Below are 26,278 nucleotides of genomic sequence, written 5' to 3' on the forward strand. Positions count from 1 at the left end.
CGCGCTTGTGCCCGGGCGACTACTCGACCTGCAACAGAACCTGACGATTTTTTACCTGATCGCCGACCTTCACTTGCACCCGTTTGAGCACGCCATCGATGCCGGCCTTCAACGGATGCTCCATTTTCATTGCCTCCAGTACCACCAGCAATTGACCCTTGCTGACCGTACTGCCCTCGCTGACCAGCACGTCGACAATGGCACCGTCCATCGGGGCTTTCAGGATGCCGGAGGCGACGCTGGTCTGACTGTCGATCGGCGCATGAGTTCGATCCTCCAGGCGCAGGCTGCCCGGATGGGTGAACAGCCACAGCTGCCGATCGTGCAGACGATAGGCGTGACATTGGCGCAGACCGTCGACTTCGATGGTGATCGATTGCGCGGCGTGCTCAATGATTTTCACCGCCACAGTGCTTTCGCCAGCCTGCACGACCAACTCGCCGGGTTTGCGCGCCAGCACCGCCAGCGTCCAGTCCTGCTCGTCACTGCCCAGTCGATAGTGCAACGGCACGCTGGCGTTGTTGCGCCAGCCATTCAATGGGGCGCGATGGGGCAGGGCGCTGGCCTGATAGAACAACACCACGGCAATCGCCAGTTGCGCCGTTGTCGGCACATAAGTGATGAGGCTGGCATGGCTGGAAAAATGTTCTTGGATGAAGGCGGTGCTGAAATCGCCACTGATGAACTGCGGATGTTGCAGCAGGCCTTCGAGCAAGCGTTGGTTGCTTTGCACGCCAAGCAGCACCGTGTCCTGCACCGCCCGCAACAATTTGCGCCGCGCCTCTTCGCGGGTTGCGCCGTGGGCGATCAGTTTGCCCAGCAGCGGGTCGTAGAACGGGCTGACCGACTGACCTTCAAGCAGACCGTGGTCGATGCGCGCACCGTGATCCGAAGCCGGTTGCCATGCGGCAATTCGGCCGGTTAGCGGAAGAAAATCCGCAGCGGGATCTTCAGCGTAGAGGCGCACTTCCATGGCGTGACCGTCGAGACGGATCTGCTCCTGCGTCAGCGGTAGCGGCTGGCCCTCGGCAACCAGCAACTGCCATGCGACCAGATCCAGCCCGGTGATCAATTCCGTCACCGGATGCTCGACCTGCAGACGGGTGTTCATCTCCAGAAAGTAGAACTGGCCGCGCGCGTCGAGGAGGAACTCTACGGTGCCGGCGCCGACATAATCCACCGCGCGCCCTGCCTTGAGCGCCGCTTCGCCCATGGCTTGGCGCAGCTCGGCGGTCATCACCGGGCACGGCGCTTCTTCGATGACTTTCTGATGGCGGCGCTGGATCGAGCAATCGCGTTCGCCGAGGTAGACCAGATTGCCCTGCTGGTCGCCGAATAGCTGCACTTCGACGTGGCGCGGTTCGATCAATGCCTGTTCGAGAATCAACTCGTCGCTGCCGAAACCGTTCATTGCTTCGGACCGCGCGGTGCGCAGTTGCGCCGCCAGTTCGCTGGCCTCGTGCACCAGGCGCATGCCACGTCCACCGCCGCCGGCGCTGGCCTTGATCATCAGCGGATAGCCGATGCGCTCGGCTTCGGCCAGCAGCGTCGCGTCGTCCTGCGCTGCGCCTTGATAGCCGGCAATGCACGGCACGCCCGCGTCGAGCATGGCGATTTTCGACAGGCGTTTGCTGCCCATCAGTTCGATCGCTTCGGCGCTGGGGCCGATGAAAATCAGCCCGGCTTCGGCGCAGGCGCGAGCGAAATCGGCGTTTTCCGAGAGGAAGCCGTAGCCCGGGTGAATCGCGTCGGCGCCGCTGCGGCGGGCGGCGTCGAGGATCGCCGCAATGTTGAGGTAGGACTGCTGCACCGGCGCCGGGCCGATACGCACGGCTTGGTCGGCCATTTGCACGTGTAGCGCATCGGCGTCGGCGTCGCTGAAAACGGCAACGGTGCGATAACCCAGCCCCTGGGCCGTGCGCTGGATGCGGCAGGCGATTTCACCGCGGTTGGCGATCAGGATTTTGTGGAGGGTGGGCATGGTGGGGTTCCTGAAATGATAGCGGTGAATGGGATGGCCTCATCGCGAGCAGGCTCGCTCCCACATTTGGAATGCATTTCAACCTGTGGGAGCGAGCCTGCTCGCGAAGCTTTTAGCTGACCCACCGAGGTTTGCGTTTCTGCATAAAAGCCATAGTCCCCTCGATTCCTTCCTCTCCGGTCACTGCCGCGCCGAACCACTGCGCCGCCTCATCAAGCAACTCACTCGACGGCTGCCCGGCACTCGCCAACAGCAATTTCTTGGTCATCGCATTCGCTTCCGGCGCGCAGCGCAGCACCTGTTGCAAAACCTCATCCAGTCGCTCGGCCAACGCCTGCGCATCCTGTTCAACGAAATGCACCAGGCCCAATCGCTGCGCCTCGGCGCCATCGAAACGCGCCGCCGTCAGCGCCAGTCGCCGGGTTTCGGTCAAGCCGATCCGTTGCACCACAAATGGTGCGATTTGCGCCGGGATCAGGCCGAGGCTGGTTTCCGGCAAGCCGAACTGCGCCTTGTGATCGCTAATCGCAACATCGCTGACGCAAGCCAAGCCGAAGCCGCCGCCAAGCACGGCGCCTTGCAGCACAGTGATCAGCACTTGCGGCGTGTGTTGGGCTTGTTCCAGCAACGCACCGAACGCCCGGTTCAACTCGCGGTAAGCGTCCGCCCCTCGAACCCGTGCGCTGGCCATGTCCTTGATGTCGCCACCGGCGCAGAAGTGCCCGCCGGCACCGCTGAGCACTAAGGCCCGCACTGTGCGGTCATCGTGCACCGCCGTCAGCACCGCGCGCAGTTCGTCGACCATTTGCAGGCTCATCGCGTTGCGGCTGTCCGGGCGGTTGAGGGTGATGTGCAGCACGCCGCCATGCAGTTCCAGCAACAGCGTCTGGCAATCGGGCAGGCGGCTCATTTCTTTTTCCCCGGCAGGATGCCCATCAGTTTGCAGATGATCCCCAGCATGATTTCGTCGGCGCCGCCGCCAATCGACACCAGGCGCACATCGCGATAGGCGCGGGCCACTGGGTTGTCCCACATGAAGCCCATGCCGCCCCAATATTGCAGGCAGCTGTCGCTGACTTCACGGCCGAGGCGTCCGGCCTTGAGCTTGGCCATCGACGCCAGGCGCGTGACGTCCTGGCCTTTGATGTACTGCTCGGTGGCCTGATAGACCAGGGCGCGCAGGCATTCGATTTCGGTCTGCAATTCGGCGAGGCGGAAGTGGATCACTTGGTTATCGATCAGCGCATTACCGAAGGTCTTGCGCTCCTTGCAGTACTCGATGGTGCTGTCGATGCAATATTCCAGGCCCTTGATCATGTTTGCCGCGCCGAACAGGCGTTCTTCCTGGAACTGCAGCATCTGCATCATGAACCCGGCGCCTTCATGGCCGATGCGATTGCGCTGGGGCACGCGCACGTTGTCGAAGAACACCTGCGCGGTTTCCGAGCTGCGCATGCCGAGCTTGTCCAGGTGTGAACTGAGGCTGATCCCCGGGGTGATCATCGGCACCATGATCAGCGACTTATTGATGTGCGGCTTGTCGTCCGAAGTGTTGGCCAGCAGGCAGATGAAATCGGCGCTCGGCGAGTTGGTGATCCACATTTTGCTGCCGTTGATCACGTAGTCATCGCCGTCCTTGCGTGCCGTGGTTTTCAGTCCGGCGACATCGGAGCCGGCGCCGACTTCGGAAACGCCGATGCAGCCGACCTGTTCGCCCGTGATGGCCGGCCGGAGGAATTCTTCGCGCAATTCATCGGAGCCGAAGCGGGCGAGGGCGGGTGTGCACATGTCGGTCTGCACGCCGATCGACATCGGAATCCCGCCGCAATGAATGGTGCCGAACTCTTCGGCGGCGACGATCGAATAGCTGTAGTCGAGGCCCATGCCGCCGAATTTTTCCGGCTTGGAAATGCCCAGCAGGCCCAGCTCACCGGCCTTGCGGAAAATCTCATGGATGGGAAAACGTCCGGCCTTTTCCCACTCTTCGACGTGCGGGTTGATCTCGTGCGTGACGAACTGGCGGACGGTACGGCGCAGGGCTTCGTGTTCCGGGGTGAAGATCATTGTTGTTGTTCTCCGTAGGATCCGTGGCGGTCAGAAGCGGCTGACGCCGAAGCTGTTGGGTTGCAGCGTACGCCTGTCGGCTTCGTGGCAAATATCCAGCAAGTAGCCAAGCAGGGTGCGGGTGTCGCGCGGGTCGATCAGGCCGTCGTCCCACAGGTTGGCGCTGCCGTACAGTGCGGTGGACTGGCTGTCGAGTTTCTGCGCGGTCATCTGTTCGAGCATGTCGAGCATTTTCGGATCGGGCTCGATGCCGTCCTTGAGCTGTTTGGCTTCGGTAACGATGCGCAAGACCTTGCCGGCCTGTGCGCCGCCCATCACTGCCGTGCGGCTGTTGGGCCAGGCGAAGATGAAGCGCGGATCGAGCCCGCGCCCACACATGGCGTAGTTGCCGGCGCCGTAAGAACCGCCGACGACGATGGTCAGTTTAGGCACCCGTGCGTTGGCCACCGCTTGAATCAGTTTCGAGCCGTGCTTGATCACCCCTTGCTGTTCCGATTCGGTGCCGACCATGAAACCCGTGGTGTTGTGGAAAAACAGCAGCGGCGTCTGGCTCTGGTCGCACAACTGGATGAACTGCGCCGCCTTGCTCGCACCTTGCGGGGTGATCGGGCCGTTGTTGCCGATGAAGCCGCAGGCGCGGCCCTGGATTTTCAGTTGGCCGCAAAGGGTTTGCTGATCGAACTCGCCTTTGAATTCGAGAAAGTCCGACTCGTCAGCAATCCGCGCGATGATTTCGCGCACGTCGTAGGGCTTTTTTGCATCGTCCGGAATCAGCCCGAGCAGTTCGTCGATGGGGTAGAGCGGTTCTTTGAATTGCGGCTGCGGCAGCCAGGGCAACTGCTCGTTCCAGGGCAGCATGCGCATGATCTCGCGGACCTGGCGTATGCCGTCAGCGTCGTTTTCGGCGAGATATTCGGCAGTGCCCGCGACCTGCGCGTGCATTTCGGCGCCACCGAGTTCTTCATCGGTGGCCACTTCGCCGGTCGCCGCTTTGAGCAATGGCGGGCCGGCGAGAAACAGCTTGGCCTTGCCGCGCACCACCACCACGTAATCCGATAACCCCGGTTGATAGGCGCCGCCTGCGGTGGCCGAGCCGTGTACCACGGTGATCTGCGGCAAACCCATCGCTGACATGCGCGCCTGATTGGCGAAACTGCGCGCGCCTTCGACAAAAATCTCCGCCGCGTAGTTGAGATTGGCACCGCCGCTTTCGGCGAGGGTGATCATCGGAAGTTTGTTTTCCCGCGCGATCTGTTGCAGGCGCAGGGATTTTTTCAGGCCGCTCGGCGAGATCGTGCCGCCCTTGATCGCGCTGTTGTTGGCGACCACCATCGCGCGGATGCCGCAGACGTAACCGATGCCGGCAATCAGCCCGCCACCGGCCGAACTGCCGTCCTTGTCGTCGTGCAATTTATAGCCGGCGAGGCTGGCCAGTTCGAGGAACGGCGCGCCGGGGTCGAGCAGCAGGTTCAGGCGCTCGCGGGGCAACAGTTGCCCGCGTTTGCTGAATTTGTCTTTGGCTTCGGCGGCCTTGTTCAACAGGTTCTGTTCGAGCTGCTGCACCTGCTCGATGGCGGCGAGCAGGGCCGCGCGGTTGCGCGCGAACGCTTCGCTGTGCGGATCGAGTTGCGACTGAATCTGCGCCATGGCTTATTCCTTGTCCTTGAGCATGTCGGGACGCAACACTTCTGGTAAATACGCGCGGTGAAAACCATTGAACGATTCGCTGTGGCTGGCCTTGTGCAGCGGCCAGGCGCGACTGCCGAGGCTGGCGGCGCCGTCGATTTTCACCGTAGTGCCGCTGATGAATGCCGCCGCCGGGCTGAGCAGGAACACGATTGCCGCACTGACTTCCGATTCGGTGCCGATACGCTTGAGCGGCACATGCTCGCGCAGGGTCGGAATCACCGCTTTGAATGCGCCCTCGTAAGTGTCCATGCCGCTGGAGGCGATCCAGCCCGGCGCCACCGCGTTGACCCGGACCCCGGCGTAACCCCACTCGAACGCAGCAGTCTTGGTGAAGTTGTCCATGCCTGAACGCGCGGCGCCCGAGTGGCCCATGCCGGGCATGCCGCCCCACATATCGGCAAGCATGTTGACGATGCTGCCGCCGTGTTTGCTCATCGACTGGTTGAACACTTCCCGGGCCATCAGAAAACCGCCGACCAGATTGGTCCGCAGCACGGTTTCGAAGCCCTTCTGATTGATCGAGGCCAAGGGCGACGGGTATTGGCCGCCGGCATTATTGACCAGGCCGTGGATCGGCCCGTGTTCGGCGATCAGCTCTTTGACCAGTTGCTTGACCGCTTCTTCATCGCGGATATCGCAGGCCTTCCAGTGCGCGCGGCCGCCGTCCTCGGCGATTTCGGCGGCGACTTTTTCGAGCTTTTCCGGCTTGCGCCCGACCAGCAGCACATTGGCGCCGAGGGCCGCCAGTTCATGGGCGGTGCAGCGACCGATGCCGCTGCCGCCACCGGTGACAATCAGGTTCTGGCCGCTGAACAGATCGGCGCGAAAAATCGACGCGTAAGCCATGCACACCATCCTCTAGTCGAGCTGTTCGGCGATGCTCTGCGGCACCGGGATCTGGATTTCCAATAGTTGCTGGGCGAAAGCTTTGCCTTGCGGGTCGATGCGCAGACTGGCGACACCGCCACCGCCGAGGGCGTTTTCCAAAAGAAAGTTGAGGCTGTGGGTGCCGGGCAGATACCAGCGTTCGACACGCCCGAGCACCGGATCGAGGACGTGGCGCATCCAGTCGACCACCACCGAGGGGGTCAGCGCTTCGGCGATCCATGGCAGGTAATCGGGATGGCGCGGCATCACGCCGATATTGCTGTGGTTGCCCTTGTCGCCGGAGCGCGCCACCGCCAGTTTCACCAGCGGCACACTGGCATCGGCGCGGCCCTGGGGTCTGGGTGGCTGATGAGCGAGCGGCAAATCGGCGCTGTCGAGGGCCACTGGGTCGGGGAGGGCGCACGGATGACGTTCGCCTGCGATGTCGACTTGCAGGTCGCAGGCGCTTTTATCGACGAGGAACGAGAACAAGCGGATGACTGGGTACACGGTCGGACGTCCGCCGACGATGCCGGTCAAACCGGGCGCCATACCGGTCGCGGCCTGGGCGATCTCTTTGGAAAACAGCACCAGCGCGCGTTTGTCAGGATGGCGTACGGCGATTTTGATCACCACTTCACGGCTGTCGCGGCGTTGGCCGTGTGGGCCGTAGGTGGCTTCGCTGCCGAGCAGTTCGACATGGATTTCGCTGTACGGCGCCCAGCCGCGCAGGCTGAACATCTCGGCGGTCTTGTCGATGATCGCCTGACTGACCCGCCGCGCCTTGTCCACCGCGTCGATGCCGGCCATCAGGCAACTGGCGGTGCAGCGAAAACCGTCCGGGTACGTGGCGCTGACCTTGTATTTGTCGCTGGGCGGCAGGCCTTTGGCACCGTGCACCTGCACGACGTTTTTGCCTTGTTGCTGAAGTTTGACCTGAGTGAAATCGCAGATCACATCGGGTAACAGATAGGCCTGCGGATCGCCGATTTCGTAGAGCATCTGCTCGCCGACGGTCAGCGGCGTGACCAAGCCGCCGGAGCCTTCGGATTTGCTGACGAGGAACTGGCCATCGGCGCTGACCTCGACGATCGGAAAACCGATGTGCTCGTAATCCGGCACCTCGCGCCAGTCGGTGAAATTACCGCCGGTGCACTGCGCGCCGCATTCGATGATGTGCCCGGCCAGCGCGGCCTGGGCGAGTTTGTCGTAGTCATGCCAAGACCAGCCAAATTCGTGGACCAGCGCCGCGCTGACTACGGCGCTGTCGACCACCCGGCCGGTGATGACAATGTCGGCACCCAGGCGCAACGCTTCGACAATTCCCGGCGCGCCGAGGTAGGCGTTGGTCGACACGCACATGCGCGGAAGCGGCGCGCCGCTGAACATTTCGCGGATATCGGCGGGGTTTTTGAGCTGTCCTTGCAAGTCGTCGCCGAGCAACACGGCGATCTTCAGCTGGACCCCAGCCTGGTCACAGGCCGCTTGCAGGGCCGCCGCGCAAGCCTGCGGATTGACCCCGCCGGCATTGCTGATCACGCGGATGTTCTGTTCGGCCAGTTGCGTCAGCAGCGGCGCCAGCACTTCAACGAAGTCACCCGCGAACCCGGCCTGCGGGTCTTTCAGGCGCGCGCCGGCCATCAGCGACATGGTGATCTCGGCCAGATAATCGAACACCAGATAATCCAGGTTTCCGCCGGAGACAAGCTGGGCGGCAGCAGTGGAAGTGTCGCCCCAAAAAGCACTGGCGCAGCCGATTCGCACGGTGGTTGGCATTTTTATCTCCGACTCAGGGACCTGCGACAGAAGTGTCTGGAGGCTACCAAGCAAGCGCTTGGTTTGTAAACAGGCGAAACATTCTTCTGCCCAAGCGCTTGCTTGGTGCCCGCGCGCGGCTTAAATTGCGCGCAACCCTGCGGTTACAGGGGGCAACACACTGATCGACTGTAGGAGAGAACGGGTGGACGAGCAAAAAGCCCTGCGGGTCATGCGCGAACTGGTCGACCAAGGCCAGTTGACCGACCCGGACAGCGCCCGCGGCAAGTTGCTGCAAGTGGCGGCTCACCTGTTTCGCAACAAAGGCTACGAGCGCACCACGGTGCGTGATCTGGCCAGCGCTGTGGGCATCCAGTCGGGCAGTATTTTTCATCACTTCAAAAGCAAGGATGAAATTCTCCGCGCGGTGATGGAGGAAACCATCCGCTACAACACCGCGCTGATGCGCGCAGCCCTGGCCGAAGCCGGTGACGTGCGCGAGAAAGTGCTGGCGCTGATTCGCTGCGAATTGCAGTCGATCATGGGCGGCAGTGGCGAGGCGATGGCGGTGCTGGTGTACGAATGGCGCTCATTGTCCGAAGACGGCCAGGCTAAAGTCCTCGCTTTGCGTGATGTTTATGAAGACATCTGGCTGCAGGTTCTGGGCGAAGCCAAGGACGCCGGCTATATTCGCGGCGACGTTTTTATTACCCGACGTTTCCTTACCGGCGCACTGTCCTGGACCACCACCTGGTTCCGTGCCGGCGGCAGTTTGAGCCTCGATCAGCTCGCCGATGAAGCGCTGATTCTGGTCCTCGAAGCGCGTTGAACGGTTGTCGGACCGGCCGACAAACTGGCTAAGTCGGCGAAACCGCCTAGCTTGAATGCATTGATCGCTATTTTTTTCGGGGAGTGGGGTGTTTTGAAGTCTTCGCCAATTCGGACAGCCGCCGGGCTGATGCTCGCTGCGCTGGCTGCGTTATGGGTATTGCCCGTTCAGTCAGCGCAATTGGTCCGGGTCGGCGCCGCGCATTTCCCGCCCTACACGATTCGCCCGGAAAACGGCGCCGACACCGGCCTGTTGCCGCAATTGATCGAGGCGTTGAACCGCTCGCAGAGCGACTATCAGTTCGTCCTGGTGCCGACGTCGATCCCGCGCCGCTTCGGTGATTTCAAGCAGGGCCGCATCGATATGGCGATCTTCGAGAACCCCGAGTGGGGCTGGAAGGACATTCCCCACGACGACGTCGACATGGGCCTGGAAGACGCCGAGATTTTCGTCGCGCAACGCGAGGACGGCCGCCAGCAAAACTACTTCTCGAGCCTGTCAGGCAAACGTCTGGCGCTGTTCAGCGGTTATCACTACGAATTTGCCAACTTCAACGCCGACCCGAAATACCTCGCGCACAACTACAACGCCACGCTGACCTATTCCCACGACAGCAACCTGCTGATGGTCCTGCGCGGGCGCGCCGACATTGCCCTGGTGACCCGTTCCTATCTGTTCGATTACCTGCTGCGCAACGAGAAGGTCCGCGATGAGCTGTTGGCGTCGCAGCGTACCGATCAGATCTATCACCATTACGCGATTCTGCGGCCAAGCGCTCCGATCACCGGCGACGCCTTCGGCAATCTGTTGCAGCGTCTGCGTGACAATGGCGAATTGCTGAAGATTTTCGAGCCTTACAAGATTGCCGTAGTGCCCGTGCCGCATCACTGAAGCGCTGTTTTCGTCCCGCGCTTAAATTTCCCTTCCCGGCTCACGTCACTTCGTTGAACTGTCGACGATTACGTGAGCCCTACCCATGTCCAATCTGAATGACCTGACTGCCCTGGCGTTGCCCTCGGGCAGTCGCTTGATCGCTGATGCTACCGAGAGCCGCTTGAGCCTGAGCCTGGACGGGCAACCGCTGATTCGGCTGCGCCTGGACCGCGAGGCCAATGGCCCGATTCAGCTTGATGAACGTTTTTCCCTGCCGCCCGGGCAAGCCTTGTGGGCCGCCTGTTATTGGTTGTTCGCCCGTGACCCGGCGTGCCAGCAATTGACCTGGCAACTCGATCAGCCACCGACCGAAGCCTTGCGCAGTGGTCTGCTGATCAATACCGAAGTCGCCGGTGAGTATCGCTGCGAGCGCACGCTGTTCTGGCAACTGCCGCAGCCGTGGCTGGGCACTTCACTGACCGGCAGCTATCCGCAGCAAATGGTCATCAGCCATGGCAAGCGCCATCCGCTGCGACCGGTGAAGCCGCGTGGTGAAGTCTATCGGCGTTTCGATGCGCGGCTCGGCGCTTGGATTTCCTTGCGAACGCTGGAAATCGAGGAAGATCTGTCGCGCTTCAATCGCTGGCAGAACAGCCCGCGCGTGGCGAGTTTCTGGCAGGAGGAGGGCAGCCTTGAGCAGCATCGCGACTATCTCAACAAGCTCGATGCCGATCCGCACACGCTGACGCTGATCGGCTGTTTCGATGATCAGCCGTTCGCTTATTTCGAAGCCTACTGGGCCAAGGAAGATCGCATCGCGCCGTTCTACGATGCCGGCGATTACGACCGTGGCATTCACATGCTGGTCGGCGAGGAAAGTCATCGCGGCCCGCATAAAGTGGCGAGTTGGTTATCGGCGCTGGTGCATTACCTGTTTCTCGATGATCCACGGACCCAGCGCGTGGTCGCCGAACCGCGTGCCGACAACGCGAAGATGATCGGGCATATGCACAACCAATGCTTTCACTGCGAGAAGGAATTCGATTTCCCGCACAAGCGTGCGGCATTGATGATTCTGGGGCGGGAGCGGTTTTTTGATCGGTGCAGCCTGGCCTGATGCGTTCGGCCTCGGGTTTCGTTTGAAACTGAGGTCGCTTTCGCGAGCAGGCTCGCTCCCACAGGGTTTGATGAACGACACAAATCCAGTGTGGGAGCGAGCCTGCTCGCGAATGGCTTGACGCAAAATCCGGATCCTAACGGCGCCCCGCAATCACCGCATCCCGCCGACTGCCCGAGACCTTGCGGCAGTGCACCAGCGCATCACGAATCATGAAGTTGACCAGAGTGGGCGATACGCCCAGTTCCTTGGCGATGTCTTTCTGCGGCACGCCGTGCAAGCGGTACATCTCGAAGGCATAACGGGTGCGGCTGGGCAGTTCGGTCAGCGCATCGGCGATGTGTTCGAGGGTCGAGAAGTTGATGTGCGAAGTTTCCGGCGAAGCGCCCTGAATCACCACGTTCAAGCCTTCCTCTTCCGGGCCTGAGTATTTCTGTTCGAGCGCCTGCTTGCGGTAGTGATCGATGGCGAGGTTGCGCACGATCTGGAACAGGTAGCTCAGCTGAGCCTTGATCGACGACGTGATCGGCGGCGCCGATTGCAGTCGGAAAAACGCATCCTGAACCACATCTTCGGCACGAGACCTGCAACCGGTAATGCGGGCTGCAATCTTGACCAGAATCAGTCGATTGTCGACGAATGCCTGAAGTAGCGGTGAATCGCACCTGCTTGTGGATACTTGTTCCGTCATGGAAATCACCTTGCTGCCAATAGGTTAGTGGGAGGGCCTCGGGGGACGGCGCCGTCCTACACATCGAGCGACAAATTATGTTGAATGATAATGATTGTCAAATGAGAAAGAGAGGTATTGCTGTAAGGCGATGTGTTTTGCCAACTGCGACACGCCGTCGCACCCCGGCCCCGCTGGACGTCGCGCCTGCCGACTAATTATTTCCCCACTCCATCCGTTCTCATTGGTGAATGGCCCGGGTGTAGATCCCCGGCCTCAGCGCATTCCGATGCCTTGCGCGGTCGGCACAGACCGCGCCCCGCACGCCTCTCGACAGGTGTGACGCAGCCACCCGATTCCACTTGCAAGCCGAATTCAGGCAGGAAACCTCATGACCGACGCGTTCGAACTCCCCAGCACCCTGGTCCATGCCCTCAAGCGTCGCGCGGCCCTGACGCCGGACCGACTGGCCTTGCGTTTTCTCGCCGAAAACCCGGAACAGACCGTGGTGCTCAGCTATCGCGAACTGGATCAACGCGCGCGCACCATCGCCGCTGCGTTGCAGGCTCAGGCTGGATTCGGTGAGCGTGCGGTGCTGCTGTTTCCCAGTGGCGCGGATTACGTCGCGGCGTTTTTCGGCTGCCTGTATGCCGGTGTGATTGCGGTGCCGGCCTATCCGCCGGAATCCACCCGTCGTCATCATCAGGAGCGTTTGCTGTCGATCATCGCCGACGCCGAGCCCACGCTGTTGCTGACCAGCGCCGACCTGCGCGATGCCTTGCAACAAATCGACGGCGCGCCGCCGCTGTTGTGTGTCGACACCCTCGACAGCGCACTGGCCGAACAGTGGGTTGAACCGAGCCTGCCAGCCGAGCACATCGCCTTTCTGCAATACACTTCCGGCTCCACCGCGCTGCCCAAGGGCGTGCAGGTCAGCCATGGCAATCTGGTCGCCAACGAACTGCTGATCCGTCACGGTTTCGGCATCGACGTCAACCCGGACGACGTCATCGTCAGCTGGTTGCCGCTGTACCACGACATGGGGCTGATCGGCGGCCTGCTGCAACCGATTTTCAGCGGCGTGCCGTGCATTCTGATGTCGCCGGCCTACTTCCTCGGCCGGCCGTTGCGCTGGCTGGAAGCGATCGCCGAATACGGCGGCACCATCAGCGGCGGCCCGGATTTTGCCTACCGTTTGTGCAGTGAGCGGGTCAGCGAATCGGCCCTTGAGCGCCTCGATCTGAGCCGCTGGCGCGTGGCCTATTCCGGTTCCGAGCCGATCCGTCTCGATACCCTCGAGCGCTTCGCGGAAAAATTCGCTGCTTGCGGTTTCAGCGACAACAGCTTCATGGCTTCGTACGGTCTGGCCGAGGCGACCCTGTTTGTCGCCGGCACGCCGCGTGGCACCGGCATCCCGGCGTTGCGCGTGGACGATCAGGCGCTGGCGCAAAACCGCGCCGAGCCGGGCGACGGCAGCGCGGTCATGAGTTGCGGCATCAGCCAGCCTGAGCACGCGGTGCTGATCGTCGAACCGAATACCCTCGAAGAACTCGCCGACAACGCCGTCGGCGAAGTCTGGGCCGCCGGCCCGAGCATCGCCCACGGTTATTGGCGCAACCCCGAAGCCAGCGCCAAGACTTTTGTCCAGCACGCCGGCCGCACCTGGTTGCGCACCGGCGACCTGGGTTTTATCCGTGCGGGCGAGTTGTTCGTCACCGGGCGCCTGAAAGACATGCTCATCGTCCGCGGACACAACCTTTATCCGCAGGACATCGAGCAGACTGTCGAGCGCGAAGTCGAAGTGGTGCGCAAGGGCCGCGTGGCGGCGTTCGCGGTCACTCACAACGGCGAAGAGGGCATCGGCATCGCTGCGGAAATCAGCCGCAGCGTGCAGAAAATCCTTGCGCCAGATGCGCTGATCAAAGCCATTCGCCAAGCCGTGGCCGAGGCATATCAGGAGGCGCCAAGCGTGGTGGTGCTGCTCAATCCGGGCGCGTTGCCGAAAACCTCCAGCGGCAAACTGCAGCGCTCGGCGTGCCGCAATCGTCTGGCTGATGGCAGCCTCGACAGTTACGCGCTGTTCCCTTCGATCACAGCCGCAACGGAAAACGCGACCAGCAGCACTTCGGATCTTGAAGCGTTGATCGGGCAAATATGGGCCGAGCAACTCAACGTCAAGCAGGTCAGTGGCGACGACCATTTCTTCCTGCTCGGCGGCAACTCGATCGCCGCCACGCAAGTGGTCGCGCGGGTTCGCGAAGCACTCGGTGTCGAGCTGAGCCTGCGCCTGCTGTTCGAAGCGCCAACCCTGTCTGCCTTCGCCGCCGCCGTGGCGCAGCAACAACCGACTGGCGGCAGCGCCCAAGATGCAATCAGCACGTTGTCGCGCAGTGAGCCGATGCCGCAGTCGCTGGCACAAAACCGTTTGTGGATCACTTGGCAACTCGATCCACAGAGCAGCGCCTACAACATTCCCGGCGGCCTGCGCCTGCGTGGCGAGCTGGACGAAGACGCCGTGCGCAGCAGCTTCCAGCAACTGATCGAACGCCATGAATCACTGCGCACACGTTTCTTCGAACGCGACGGCGTGGCATTGCAGCAAGTGCTCGCCGCTGCCGAATTCAACCTGCAACTGATCGACATCAGCGACCTGCCAATGGCCGAGCGTGAAGCCCGTGCCGAGCAGATTCGCGAAGACGAGGCGCGCACTCGGTTCGATCTGGAAAAAGGCCCGTTGCTGGCGGTGACACTGGTGCGTCTCGATGACGAAGAACATCAACTGCTGGTGACCCTGCACCACATCATCGCTGACGGCTGGTCGCTGAATATCCTGCTCGACGAATTCTCGCGTCTCTACGCGGCGGCAACCCAAGGTGCGCCGGCGACACTGGCCGCGCTGCCCACGCAATACGCCGACTACGGCAACTGGCAGCGGCAATGGCTGGCGCAAGGCGAGGGCGAGCGGCAACTGGCGTACTGGAAAGCGCAGTTGGGCGAAGAACATCCGCCATTGGAACTGGCCACCGATCACCCGCGCTCGGCCAGACACAACCACAGCGCCGCGCGCCACAGCGTGCGCTTGAGTAGCAAACTCAGCGAGGCGATTCGCCAGACTGCGCAGGCCCACGAAGCCACGCCGTTCATGCTTCTGCTCGCTGCCTTGCAAAGTTTGCTGCACCGCTACAGCGGTCAGCGCGACATTCGCATCGGCGTGCCCAACGCCAACCGTCCGCGCCTGGAAACCCAAAGCCTGATCGGCTTCTTCATCAATACCCAGGTGTTGCGTGCGCAAATCGATTCGCGCCTGACATTTGCCGAGTTGCTGAACCAGACCCGCCAAGCCGCACTCGGCGCCCAGGCCCATCAGGATCTGCCCTTCGAACAACTGCTCGAAGCTTTCCCGCAGGCCCGCGAACAGGGACTGTTCCAGGTCATGTTCAACCATCAGCAGCGCGACCTCAGTGCACTCAAGCGCCTGCCCGGTCTGCTCGCCGAAGAACTGCCGTGGCACAGCCGCGAGGCCAAGTTCGATCTGCAATTGCACAGCGAAGAGGATCGCAACGGTCGTCTGAGCTTGGCGTTCGACTACGCCAGCGAACTGTTCGATGCTGCGACCATCGAGCGTCTGGCCGAGCATTTCCATAATCTGCTCAGCGAGGTCTGCGAACGGCCTCAGCAGGCCATTGGCGATCTGCGCTTGCTGACCGCCAGCGAGCAGAATCAGCAGAAGGACTGGAGCGTCGCTCCGTGCACCCCGGCGCAAGAATGGCTGCCGGAACTGCTCGAGCAACAATTGCGCAAAAAACCGCAACGCACCGCACTGGTGTGGGACGGCGGTAGTCTGGATTTTTCCGAGCTGCACGCGCAAGCCAACCGGCTCGCCCATTACCTGCGCGACAAAGGCGTTGGCCCGGACGTGTGCGTGGCCATCGCCGCCGAGCGTTCGCCGCAACTGCTGATCGGTCTGCTGGCGATCATCAAGGCCGGCGGCGCCTATGTGCCGCTTGATCCGGATTATCCGGCCGAACGCCTCGCGTACATGCTCCGCGACAGCGGCGTCGCACTGCTCCTGACCCAGACGCAATTGCTCGAGCGTCTGCCGGCCAGCGATGGCGTCAGCGTGATCGCCATGGATGCGCTGCACCTGGATAAATGGCCGAGCCAGGCACCGGGCCTGCGACTGCACGGCGACAACCTCGCCTACGTGATTTACACCTCGGGTTCCACCGGGCAACCGAAAGGCGTCGGCAACACCCACGCCGCGCTGGCCGAGCGCCTGCAATGGATGCAGGACACTTACCGTCTCGACCAAGCCGACGTGCTGATGCAAAAAGCGCCGATCAGTTTCGACGTCTCGGTGTGGGAATGCTTCTGGCCGCTGATCAGCGGCGCGCGTCTGCTGCTTGCCGCCCCCGGCGAGCACCGCGACCCGCATCGCATCGCGCAACTGGTCCAGCAATACGGCGTGACCACGCTGCACTTCGTCCCGCCGCTGCTGGCGCTGTTCATCGACGAGCCGCTGAGTGCCGAGTGTACGAGCCTGCGCCGGGTGTTTTCCGGCGGTGAAGCCTTGCCCGCCGAGTTGCGCTACCGGGTACTGGCGCAATTGCCGGCGGTGCAATTGCACAACCGTTACGGGCCGACTGAAACCGCAATCAATGTCACTCATTGGCACTGCACAACTGTCGATGGCGAGCGCTCGCCGATTGGCCGGCCGCTGGGCAATGTGATCTGCCGCATTCTCGATGCCGATCTCAATCCAGTACCGGCGGGCGTGCCGGGCGAGCTGTGCATCAGCGGCATCGGTCTGGCCCGTGGTTATCTCGGCCGGCCGGCGTTGACCGCTGAGCGTTTTGTCGTCGATGCACTGGGCGAGCAGGGCGCCCGCTTGTACCGCACCGGCGACCGTGCGCGCTGGACGTCCGCCGGCGTGATCGAATACCTTGGCCGTCTCGATCAGCAGGTCAAGCTGCGCGGCTTTCGCGTGGAACCGGAAGAAATCCAGGCGCGACTGCTGGCGCAAAATGGCGTGGCCCAGGCCGTGGTGCTGGTGCGCGAAACCGCTGCCGGCGCGCAACTGATCGGCTACTTCACGGCGAGCGATCCGCAGGAAAATGCCGACCAACAAATCGCTCGACTGAACAACGCCTTGGTCGCTGAGCTGCCGGAATACATGGTCCCGGCGCAACTTTTGCGCGTTGATGCGATGCCGTTGAGTCCCAGCGGCAAACTCGACCGCCGCGCCTTGCCCGAGCCGCAATGGCAGGTGCGTGAACATATCGAGCCGGTCAGCGAACTGGAGCAACAAATCGCCGCGATCTGGCGCGAAGTGCTGGGTCTGAAGCAGGTTGGCCTGCGTGATGATTTCTTCGCCCTCGGCGGTCACTCGCTGCTGGCCACGCAAATCATTTCGCGCACACGTCAGGCCTGTGACGTCGAACTGCCGCTGCGCACCTTGTTCGAGCACAGCGAACTGGGCGATTACGCCGAACAGATTCGCCTGATCCAGGCCAGCGGCCGCACCAATCAACAGTTGCCGATTGCAAAAATCGACCGCAGCCAAGCGGTGCCGCTGTCCTATTCGCAGCAGCGCATGTGGTTCCTCTGGCAGATGGAACCGGACAGCCCGGCGTACAACGTCGGCGGCATGGCGCGCTTGCGCGGCGTGCTGCATGTCGAGCATTTCGAGGCAGCGTTGCAGGCGCTGATCCTGCGCCACGAAACCCTGCGCACCACTTTCCCCAGTGTCGATGGCGTCGCCCGCCAACAGGTGCATGCCGAGACCGGCGTGCGTATGGGCTGGAAGGATTTCTCCAGTCTGCCGGCAGAAGTCCGGGAGCTACAAGTCCAGCAACTGGCTGATGCAGAAGCGCACCAGCCGTTCGATCTGGAAACCGGCCCGCTGCTGCGCGCCTGCCTGGTCAAGACTGCCGAGCACGAGCATTACTTCGTCCTGACCTTGCACCACATCGTCACCGAAGGCTGGGCGATGGACATCTTTGCCCGCGAACTCAGCGCGCTGTATGAAGCGTTCGTCGATGAGCGCGCCTCGCCGCTCGAGCCGCTGCCGGTGCAATACCTCGACTACAGCGTCTGGCAGCGTCAGTGGCTGGAGTCCGGCGAGCGCCAGCGCCAGCTCGATTACTGGACCGCGCAGCTCGGTCGCGAACATCCGCTGCTGGAACTGCCCGGCGACCGTCCCCGTCCACCGGTACAGAGCCATCAGGGCGAGCTGTTCCGTTTCGATCTGAGCGACGATCTCGCTGCGCGGGTGCGGGCGTTCAATGCGCAAAACGGTCTGACCCTGTTCATGACCATGACCGCCGCACTCGCCACGCTGCTCTACCGCTACAGCGGCCAGACCGACCTGCGCATCGGTGCGCCGGTGGCCAACCGCATCCGCCCGGAAAGCGAAGGGCTGATCGGTGCGTTTCTCAACACCCAGGTGCTGCGTTGCCAGCTCGACGGGCAGATGTCGGTCGGCGAACTGTTCGAGCAGGTGCGCCACACCGTGATCGAAGGCCAGTCCCATCAGGATCTGCCGTTCGATCATTTGGTCGAAGCCTTGCAGCCGCCACGCAGCGCGGCTTACAACCCGCTGTTCCAGGTGATGTGCAACGTGCAGCGCTGGGAATTCCAGCAGAGCCGCACCCTCGCTGGGATGACTGTCGAGTATCTGGCCAACGATGCGCGGGCGACCAAATTCGATCTCAATCTGGAAGTCACCGACCTCGACCATCGCCTCGGCTGCTGCCTGACTTACAGCACCGATCTGTTCGACGAACCGACCATCGAACGCATGGCCAGGCATTGGCGCAACCTGCTTGAAGCGTTGATCGCTGATCCGCAGCAACGCCTCAGCGAACTGCCGTTGCTCGACAACACCGAGCAACAGCACCTGCTCGACAGCCTTGGCGTCGAGCCGGGCGAACATCGTCTCGACCAGTGCATCCATCATCTGTTTGCCGAACAGGCACTGGCGCGCAAAGACGCACCAGCACTGACTTTCGCTGGGCAGACCCTGAGCTACGCCGAACTCGATGCCCGGGCCAATCGTCTGGCCTGGGCGCTGCGTGAGCGCGGCGTCGGCCCGCAAGTGCGGGTCGGTCTGGCGCTGGAGCGTTCGCTGGAAATGGTCATCGGCCTGCTGGCGATTCTCAAGGCTGGCGGCGCCTATGTGCCGCTGGATCCGGAGTACCCGCTCGACCGTCTGCATTACATGATCGAAGACAGCCGCATCGGTCTGCTGCTCAGCGATCGGGCGATGTTTCAGGCCCTGGGTGACTTGCCGTCAGACGTGGCGCGCTGGTGTCTGGAAGATGACAGCCCGGGATTGGCCGACTACCCGGCCAGCGAGCTGCCGTTTATCAGCCTGCCGCAGCATCAGGCCTACTTGATTTACACCTCGGGCTCGACCGGCAAACCGAAAGGCGTGGTGGTCTCCCACGGCGAAATTGCCATGCACTGTCAGGCCGTGATCGAACGGTTCGGCATGCGCCCGGACGACTGTGAACTGCATTTCTATTCGATCAACTTCGACGCCGCCACCGAACGTTTGCTGGTGCCGCTGCTCAGCGGTGCGCAGGTGGTGCTGCGGGCGCAAGGGCAGTGGGACGCGGAAGAAATCTGCGGCTTGATTCGCACGCATCGAATCAACGTCCTCGGCTTCACGCCGAGCTACGGCAGCCAGTTGGCGCAGTTCCTTGCCACGCAGAATGACGTCCTGCCGGTGCGCATGATCATCACCGGCGGTGAAGCGCTGACTGGCGAGCATCTGCAGCGCATCCGCGCGGCGTTCCAGCCAGCGCTGTTCTTCAATGCTTACGGCCCGACCGAAACCGTGGTCATGCCGCTGGCCAGTCTGGCGCCGCAGGTACTGGAAGAGGGCGCCGGCAGTGTGCCGATCGGCAGCGTGATCGGGGCGCGAGTCGCCTACATTCTCGACGCCGATCTGGCCTTGGTGCCGCAAGGTGCGACCGGTGAATTGTTTGTCGGTGGCGCCGGTCTGGCCCAGGCCTATCACGACCGTCCGGGCATCAGCGCCGAGCGTTTTGTCGCTGACCCGTTTGCCGCTGATGGCGGACGCATGTACCGCACCGGCGACCTGGTGCGCCAGCGTGCCGATGGTCTGGTCGAGTATCTGGGGCGGATCGACCATCAAGTGAAAATCCGCGGTTTCCGTATCGAGCTGGGCGAAATCGAAACGCGCCTGCTCGATCACCCTTCGATCCGCGAAGCGGTGGTGCTGGCGCTGGATGCGCCGAGTGGCAAGCAGTTGGTGGGTTACCTCGTTACCGATGTCGCCGGACACCGCGAAGCGCAACAGGCGGAACTGCGCGAAGCGCTCAAGTCGCACCTCAAGGCGCAACTGCCGGACTACATGGTGCCGACCCACCTGATGCTGCTGGCAAGCATGCCGCTGACCGCCAACGGCAAACTCGACCGCCGCGCTTTGCCGGCGCCCGATCCCGAGTTGAATCGTCAGGACTACGTTGCGCCAAGTAACGAGCTGGAGCAGACCCTGGCGCAGATCTGGTGCGACGTGCTCAACGTCAGGCAGGTCGGCCTCAACGATAACTTCTTCGAACTCGGCGGCGACTCGATTCTGTCGATTCAAGTGGTCAGCCGCGCGCGTCAGCAGGGCATTCACTTCAGCCCGCGCGACCTGTTCCAGCACCAGACCGTGCAGACGCTCGCCGCCGTTGCCAGTCGCACCCAGCAAGTGACGGCCGAGCAAGGCCTGGTGGTCGGCGAATCGCGCCTGATGCCGATTCAGCACTGGTTCTTCGATACGGACATTCCCCAGCGCCAGCACTGGAATCAGGCGCTGTTGCTGGAACCGACTGTGCGCCTCGAGCCGCAACGATTGCAGCAAGCTTTGCTGGCCGTGACCGAGCAGCACGATGCGCTGCGTCTGCGTTTCACTGAAACCGATGATGCATGGCAAGCGACGCATCAAGTGCTGACGAGTGATGATCTGCTCTGGCAATTCAACGTCGATTCGCTGGACCGGTGCGAAGCCCTGTTCGCCGACGCGCAACGCAGCCTGAATCTGCAAAACGGCCCGTTACTGCGCGCAGTGCTGGTCGATGTTGCGGATGATCAGCAACGTCTGTTCATCGCCATCCACCACTTGGTCGTCGACGGCGTTTCCTGGCGCGTGTTGCTGGATGATCTGCAAACCGCCTATCGCCAACTCGACGCTGCGCAGCCGCTGAAACTGCCGGCGAAAACCAGCGCCTTCAAGGACTGGGCCGCGCGTTTGCAGGCTTACGCCGGCAGCGAATCCCTGCGTGAAGAACTCGGTTGGTGGCAAGCGCAACTGGCCGGGCCGAGCGCTGATCTGCCTTGCGAAAACCCGCAGGGCGGCAGGCAGAATCGTCATGCGCAAACCGTCAGCGTGCGCCTCGATGCCGAGCGCACCCGACAATTGCTGCAACAGGCACCGAGCGCTTATCGCACTCAGGTCAACGACCTGCTGCTGACCGCGCTGGCCCGTGTGCTGTGCCGCTGGAGCGGCCAGCCCTCGGCACTGATTCAACTGGAAGGACACGGTCGCGAAACCCTGTTCGACGAGATCGACCTGACCCGCACCGTCGGTTGGTTCACCAGCGCTTATCCGCTGCGCCTGACTCCGCAAAATATCGAAGAGGCCGCCGGGCAGGGTGCTTCGATCAAGGCGATCAAAGAACAACTGCGCGCCGTTCCGCATAAAGGTCTCGGTTATGGCGTGTTGCGTTATCTGGCCGATGACGGCTGCCGGCAGAGCATGGCCGCGCTGCCGCAGGCGCAGGTCACCTTCAACTATCTCGGCCAGTTCGACCAGAGCTTCGGCAGCGATGCGCTGTTCCGTCCTCTCGATGAGCCAATCGGTGCAGCCCACGATCCGCAGGCGCCGTTGCCCAACGAGCTGAGTGTCGACAGTCAGGTTTACGGTGGAGAACTGCTGCTGCGCTGGACTTTCAGTGCCGAGCGTTACGAGGCGCAAACCATTAACGATCTGGCCGCCGCCTACCTCGGTGAGTTGCAAAGCCTGATCGCCCATTGTCTGCAAGGCGAGGCCGGCGGCCTGACACCATCGGACTTCCCACTGGCGAAACTGACTCAGGCGCAACTCGATGCGCTGCCGGTGCCGGCCGCGCACATCGAAGATGTCTACCCGCTGACGCCGATGCAGGAAGGTATGTTGCTGCACACCTTGCTCGAGCCGGGCACCGGTCTGTACTACATGCAGGATCGATATCGCATCAACAGCGAGCTCGACCCCGAGCGTTTCGCCCAGGCCTGGCAAGCGGTGGTCGCTCGCCATGAAGCATTGCGCGCTTCGTTCTGCTGGAACGTTGGCGAAGACATGCTGCAAGTGATTCACATGCCGGGGCGCACGCCGATCGAGTATCTGGACTGGAGCGCCGTCGCCGAAACCGAGCAGGAACCACAGCTGCAAGCGCTGCTGAAAAGCGAGCGCGAAGCCGGGTTCGATCTGCTCAATCAGGCGCCGTTTCACCTGCGCCTGATCAAGGTCGGCGCGGCGCGCTACTGGTTCATGATGAGCAACCACCACATCCTCATCGACGCCTGGTGCCGTTCGCTGCTGATGAACGACTTCTTCGAGATCTACACCGCCCTCGGTGAAGGTCGTGAAGCGCAGTTGAGCGTGCCGCCGCGTTATCGCGATTACATCGGTTGGCTGCAACGCCAGAGCCTGGCCGAGGCGCGGCAGTGGTGGCGGCAGAATCTGCAAGGCTTCGAGCGCACCACGCCGATCCCGAGCGACCGCCCGTTCCTGCGCGAACACGCCGGTGAAAGCGGCGGCATGATCGTCGGCGACCGTTACACCCGCCTCAATGTTGAAGACGGAGCACGGTTGCGGGAACTGGCGCAGGCCCATCAACTGACCGTCAACACCTTCGCCCAGGCTGCGTGGGCATTAGTACTGCGACGCCTGAGCGGCGATCGCGACGTGCTCTTCGGCGTCACCGTCGCTGGTCGGCCGGTAGACATGCCGGAAATGCAGCGCACCGTCGGCCTGTTCATCAACAGCATCGCCCTGCGGGTGAAGATGCCGGCGGACGATCAGCGCAGCAGCGTGCGTCAATGGCTCAGCGCTTTGCTCGACAGCAACATGCAACTGCGCGAGTACGAATACCTGCCGCTGGTGAATATCCAGGAACAGAGCGAATTGCCCAAAGGCCAGCCGTTGTTCGACAGCCTGTTCGTCTTCGAAAACGCCCCGGTGGAAGTCTCGGTGCTTGATCGTGCACAGAGCCTGAATGCGACCTCGGATTCCGGCCGTACCCACACCAACTTCCCGCTGACGGCGGTATGTTACCCGGGCGATGACCTTGGCCTGCACCTGTCCTATGACCAGCGTTACTTCGACGAGGCGACGGTCGAGCGCATGCTCAGTGAGTTCAAGCGCCTGCTGCTGGCGCTGGTCGACGGCTTCCATGGCGACATGGCCGATTTGCCGCTGCTGGGCGACGAAGAGCGCGACTTCCTGCTGCACGGTTGCAACCAGAGCGGCCACGACTACCCGCTGGAGCAAAGCTACGTGGCGTTGTTCGAGGCGCAGGTCGCGGCGCATCCGCAGCGCGTTGCCGCCAGTTGCCTCGATCAGCAATTGAGCTATGCCGAACTGAATCACAACGCCAACCGTCTCGGCCATGCCCTGGTCGCTGCCGGTGTGCGCATGGATCAACCGGTGGCGCTGCTGGCCGAGCGTAATCTCGACCTGCTCGGCATGATCATCGGCAGCTTCAAGGCCGGTGCCGGTTACCTGCCGCTGGACCCGGGTCTGCCGAGCCAGCGCCTGAGCCGCATCATCGAGCTGAGCCGCACGCCGTTGCTGGTGTGCAGCGCAGCCTGCCTAGAGCAGGCGCAGACCTTGCTCGAAGAGTTTGGCTGTTCGAATCGCCCGCGCCTGCTGGTGTGGGAAGAGGTCCAGGCGTCGGCCGCAGCGACGCACAATCTCGGCATTCACAGCGGCCCGGACAATCTCGCCTATGTGATCTACACCTCGGGTTCGACCGGTCTGCCAAAAGGCGTGATGGTCGAGCAGCGCGGCATGCTCAACAACCAGTTGAGCAAACGCCCGTACCTCTACTTGAGCGAGGCCGATGTGATCGCGCAGACCGCCTCGCAAAGCTTCGATATTTCCGTCTGGCAGTTCCTTGCCGCGCCGTTGTTCGGCGCACGGGTCGACATCGTACCGAATGCGATTGCCCACGATCCGCAAGGTCTGCTGGCGCATGTACAGGCGCAGGGCATCACCGTGCTGGAAAGTGTGCCATCGCTGATTCAGGGCATGCTCGGCTCCGAGCGTCTGAGCCTCGATGGTTTGCGCTGGATGCTGCCGACCGGTGAAGCGATGCCGCCGGAACTGGCCCATCAATGGCTGCTGCGTTACCCCGACATTGGTCTGGTCAATGCTTACGGCCCGGCGGAATGCTCGGATGATGTGGCGTTCTTCCGTGTCGACATGGCTTCAACGCGCGGCAGTTACTTGCCGATCGGCACGCCGACCGATAACAACTTGCTGTACCTGGTCGATGGCGCGCTGGAACTGGTGCCATTGGGCGCGGTGGGTGAGTTGTGTGTTGCCGGGACCGGCGTCGGTCGCGGCTACGTCAGCGATCCGCTGCGCACCGCGCCGGTGTTTGTGCCGAATCCGTTCGGCGCGCCGGGCGAACGCCTGTACCGCACCGGTGACTTGGCGCGGCGCCGCGCGGACGGCGTGCTGGAATACGTCGGCCGCGTCGATCATCAAGTGAAGATTCGCGGTTACCGCATCGAGCTCGGTGAAATCGAAGCGCGCCTGCATGAACAACCGGAAGTGCGCGACGCGGCGGTGGGTGTGCAGGAAGGCGTCAACGGCAAGCATCTGGTGGGCTACCTGGTCGCGGCCGATGCAGCGCTCAATCCGGGCGAACGCCTGGAGCGGATCAAGCAGCGCCTGCGCGCCGAACTGCCGGAATACATGGTGCCGCTGCACTGGCTATGGCTGGAGCAGATGCCCCTCAATGCCAACGGCAAACTCGACCGCAAAGCCTTGCCAACGCTGGAGATCGGTCAGTTGCAGAGTGCGGATTATCTGGCCCCGCGCAACGAGCTGGAGCAGACCCTGGCTGATATCTGGGCTGAGGTGCTGAAAGTGGAAAAGGTCGGCGTGCGCGACAATTTCTTCGAACTGGGCGGGCATTCGCTGCTGGCTACGCAAATTGCATCGCGGGTACAAAAAGCCCTGCAACGCAACGTGCCGCTGCGCGCGATGTTCGAATGCAGCACGGTGGAGGAACTCGCCGAATACATCGATGGACTGGCGGCCAGTGATATTACCGAGGAGAAGGTTGATCGGTTGAATGATCTGATGGCGGAGCTGGAGGGGTTGTAGTCCTCCGGCGCCTGGGCCGGCCTCTTCGCTGGCAAGCCAGCTCCCACAGTTTTTGCGGTGAGCACGAAACTTGTGAACGACGTTGAACCTTGTGGGAGCTGGCTTGCCAGCGATGGCGTCGGTGAACTCAACACAAATCACCAGTACATGACTGTACATTTCCATCCTTGACGATCATTAACCGGCAGCTCAGTCTGCCGGTTCTGTTTTTTCTCGCGGAGGTGGTCGATGCCCTTTTTCACGGTTGACGGACAAGCACTGCACTACATTGATCAAGGCACCGGCCCCGCCGTGTTGCTGGCCGGCAGTTATCTCTGGGATCAAGCGATGTGGGCGCCGCAGATCGCCGCGCTGACCCCGCACTATCGCGTCATCGCCCTGGATCTGTGGGGCCATGGCGAGTCCGGCAAGTTACCTGAAGGCACGACATCGCTGGATGACATCGCCCGACAGGCGCAGGCCTTGCTTGATCATCTGGACATCGACCACGTCACCCTCGTCGGGCTTTCGGTCGGCGGCATGTGGGGCGTGCGCCTGGCACTGTCCGCACCGCAACGTCTCAACGGTCTGGTGCTGATGGACACCTACGTCGGCGTCGAGCCGGAACCGACCCGGCAGTATTACTTCTCGTTGTTCAAGCAGATCGAAGACAGCGGCACCATCTCCGAACAATTGCTCGACATCGTTGTGCCAATCTTCTTCCGCCCGGGCATCGACCCGCAGTCGGCGCTGTATCAGGGCTTCCGCGCAAAACTGCAGGGCTACTCGCCCGAGCGTTTGCGCGAAAGCATCGTGCCGATGGGCCGCATCACGTTTGGCCGCGACGACCTGTTGCCACGCCTGGGCGAGCTGAACTCGGAGACGACACTGGTGCTGTGCGGCGATCAGGACAAACCACGGCCACCCTCGGAAGCCCGGGAAATGGCTGAATTGATTGGTTGCCCGTGCGTGCTGGTACCGGAGGCGGGGCATATCTCCAATCTGGAGAATCCCGAGTTTGTCACTGAGGCACTGCTGGCGTTTCTGGCCGAGCGCAACTGACA

Annotated in this window: 12 protein-coding genes; 5 read left to right on the forward strand and 7 right to left on the reverse strand. The window is 62.3% G+C overall.

The window, feature by feature from the left end; all coding sequences use genetic code 11:
- Positions 1-19: 19 nt before the first annotated feature.
- From D8U61_RS20350 to D8U61_RS20375, 6 genes are all read right to left on the reverse strand, one after another.
- Complete coding sequence (locus tag D8U61_RS20350) at positions 20-1,981, reverse strand: acetyl/propionyl/methylcrotonyl-CoA carboxylase subunit alpha (RefSeq protein WP_130887923.1); 1,962 nt, start codon at positions 1,979-1,981, stop codon at positions 20-22.
- Between the two features lie 112 nt (positions 1,982-2,093).
- The gene (locus tag D8U61_RS20355; RefSeq protein ID WP_130887924.1) at positions 2,094-2,891 is read right to left on the reverse strand and encodes an enoyl-CoA hydratase-related protein; all 798 of its coding nucleotides are present in this window, start codon (positions 2,889-2,891) and stop codon (positions 2,094-2,096) included.
- Positions 2,888-4,045, reverse strand: coding sequence for a citronellyl-CoA dehydrogenase (gene atuD / locus D8U61_RS20360; protein WP_130927530.1), 1,158 nt, complete (start codon positions 4,043-4,045; stop codon positions 2,888-2,890). Before atuD ends, D8U61_RS20355 begins: the two co-directional genes overlap by 4 nt.
- Before the next feature lie 30 nt (positions 4,046-4,075).
- Positions 4,076-5,692 carry a geranyl-CoA carboxylase subunit beta gene (gene atuC, locus D8U61_RS20365; protein WP_130927531.1) on the reverse strand — a complete coding sequence of 539 codons (1,617 nt, stop codon included), beginning with the start codon at positions 5,690-5,692 and terminating at the stop codon, positions 4,076-4,078.
- A 3-nt stretch (positions 5,693-5,695) separates the two neighbouring features.
- Entirely contained in the window at positions 5,696-6,580 is an 885-nt protein-coding gene (locus D8U61_RS20370; RefSeq protein WP_130927532.1) for an SDR family oxidoreductase, read from the reverse strand.
- A 12-nt stretch (positions 6,581-6,592) separates the two neighbouring features.
- Positions 6,593-8,377: an acyclic terpene utilization AtuA family protein gene (locus tag D8U61_RS20375; RefSeq protein WP_130927533.1), complete on the reverse strand. Its 1,785-nt coding sequence runs from the start codon at positions 8,375-8,377 to the stop codon at positions 6,593-6,595.
- A gap of 184 nt (positions 8,378-8,561) precedes the next feature.
- Here D8U61_RS20375 and D8U61_RS20380 point away from each other — a divergent pair, with 184 nt between their 5' ends.
- From D8U61_RS20380 to D8U61_RS20390, 3 genes are all read left to right on the forward strand, one after another.
- Entirely contained in the window at positions 8,562-9,185 is a 624-nt protein-coding gene (locus D8U61_RS20380) for a TetR/AcrR family transcriptional regulator (RefSeq protein WP_016770820.1), read from the forward strand.
- A 93-nt stretch (positions 9,186-9,278) separates the two neighbouring features.
- Positions 9,279-10,076 (forward strand): transporter substrate-binding domain-containing protein, encoded by a 798-nt coding sequence (locus D8U61_RS20385; protein WP_130927534.1) that lies wholly within the window; start codon positions 9,279-9,281, stop codon positions 10,074-10,076.
- Between the two features lie 85 nt (positions 10,077-10,161).
- A complete protein-coding gene (locus D8U61_RS20390; protein ID WP_123443506.1) occupies positions 10,162-11,175 on the forward strand; it encodes a GNAT family N-acetyltransferase in 1,014 nt (337 codons plus the stop codon).
- Between the two features lie 136 nt (positions 11,176-11,311).
- On the opposite strand, the gene D8U61_RS20395 is transcribed toward D8U61_RS20390, so the two are convergent.
- Positions 11,312-11,866 (reverse strand): RNA polymerase factor sigma-70, encoded by a 555-nt coding sequence (locus D8U61_RS20395; RefSeq protein ID WP_008088195.1) that lies wholly within the window; start codon positions 11,864-11,866, stop codon positions 11,312-11,314.
- 370 nt (positions 11,867-12,236) lie between these two features.
- Between D8U61_RS20395 and D8U61_RS20400 the strand changes: the two genes are divergently transcribed.
- Positions 12,237-25,235 (forward strand): non-ribosomal peptide synthetase, encoded by a 12,999-nt coding sequence (locus D8U61_RS20400; protein WP_130927535.1) that lies wholly within the window; start codon positions 12,237-12,239, stop codon positions 25,233-25,235.
- Between the two features lie 228 nt (positions 25,236-25,463).
- A complete protein-coding gene (locus D8U61_RS20405; RefSeq protein ID WP_130927536.1) occupies positions 25,464-26,276 on the forward strand; it encodes an alpha/beta fold hydrolase in 813 nt (270 codons plus the stop codon).
- Positions 26,277-26,278 lie beyond the last annotated feature (2 nt).

Origin of the sequence: Pseudomonas sp. Sample_14, assembly GCF_004307515.1 — a bacterium.
In the GTDB taxonomy this organism is placed as follows: domain Bacteria; phylum Pseudomonadota; class Gammaproteobacteria; order Pseudomonadales; family Pseudomonadaceae; genus Aquipseudomonas; species Aquipseudomonas atacamensis.

What these genes read in the sequence shown, in the direction of transcription:
- D8U61_RS20400 (WP_130927535.1), top strand. Translation starts at nt 12,237, where the DNA reads ATGACCGACGCGTTCGAACTCCCCAGCACCCTGGTCCATGCCCTCAAG.
- D8U61_RS20405 (WP_130927536.1), top strand. Translation starts at nt 25,464, where the DNA reads ATGCCCTTTTTCACGGTTGACGGACAAGCACTGCACTACATTGATCAA.
- atuD (WP_130927530.1), bottom strand. Translation starts at nt 4,045, where the DNA reads ATGATCTTCACCCCGGAACACGAAGCCCTGCGCCGTACCGTCCGCCAG.
- D8U61_RS20395 (WP_008088195.1), bottom strand. Translation starts at nt 11,866, where the DNA reads ATGACGGAACAAGTATCCACAAGCAGGTGCGATTCACCGCTACTTCAG.
- D8U61_RS20350 (WP_130887923.1), bottom strand. Translation starts at nt 1,981, where the DNA reads ATGCCCACCCTCCACAAAATCCTGATCGCCAACCGCGGTGAAATCGCC.
- D8U61_RS20390 (WP_123443506.1), top strand. Translation starts at nt 10,162, where the DNA reads ATGTCCAATCTGAATGACCTGACTGCCCTGGCGTTGCCCTCGGGCAGT.
- D8U61_RS20355 (WP_130887924.1), bottom strand. Translation starts at nt 2,891, where the DNA reads ATGAGCCGCCTGCCCGATTGCCAGACGCTGTTGCTGGAACTGCATGGC.
- D8U61_RS20375 (WP_130927533.1), bottom strand. Translation starts at nt 8,377, where the DNA reads ATGCCAACCACCGTGCGAATCGGCTGCGCCAGTGCTTTTTGGGGCGAC.
- D8U61_RS20370 (WP_130927532.1), bottom strand. Translation starts at nt 6,580, where the DNA reads ATGGCTTACGCGTCGATTTTTCGCGCCGATCTGTTCAGCGGCCAGAAC.
- atuC (WP_130927531.1), bottom strand. Translation starts at nt 5,692, where the DNA reads ATGGCGCAGATTCAGTCGCAACTCGATCCGCACAGCGAAGCGTTCGCG.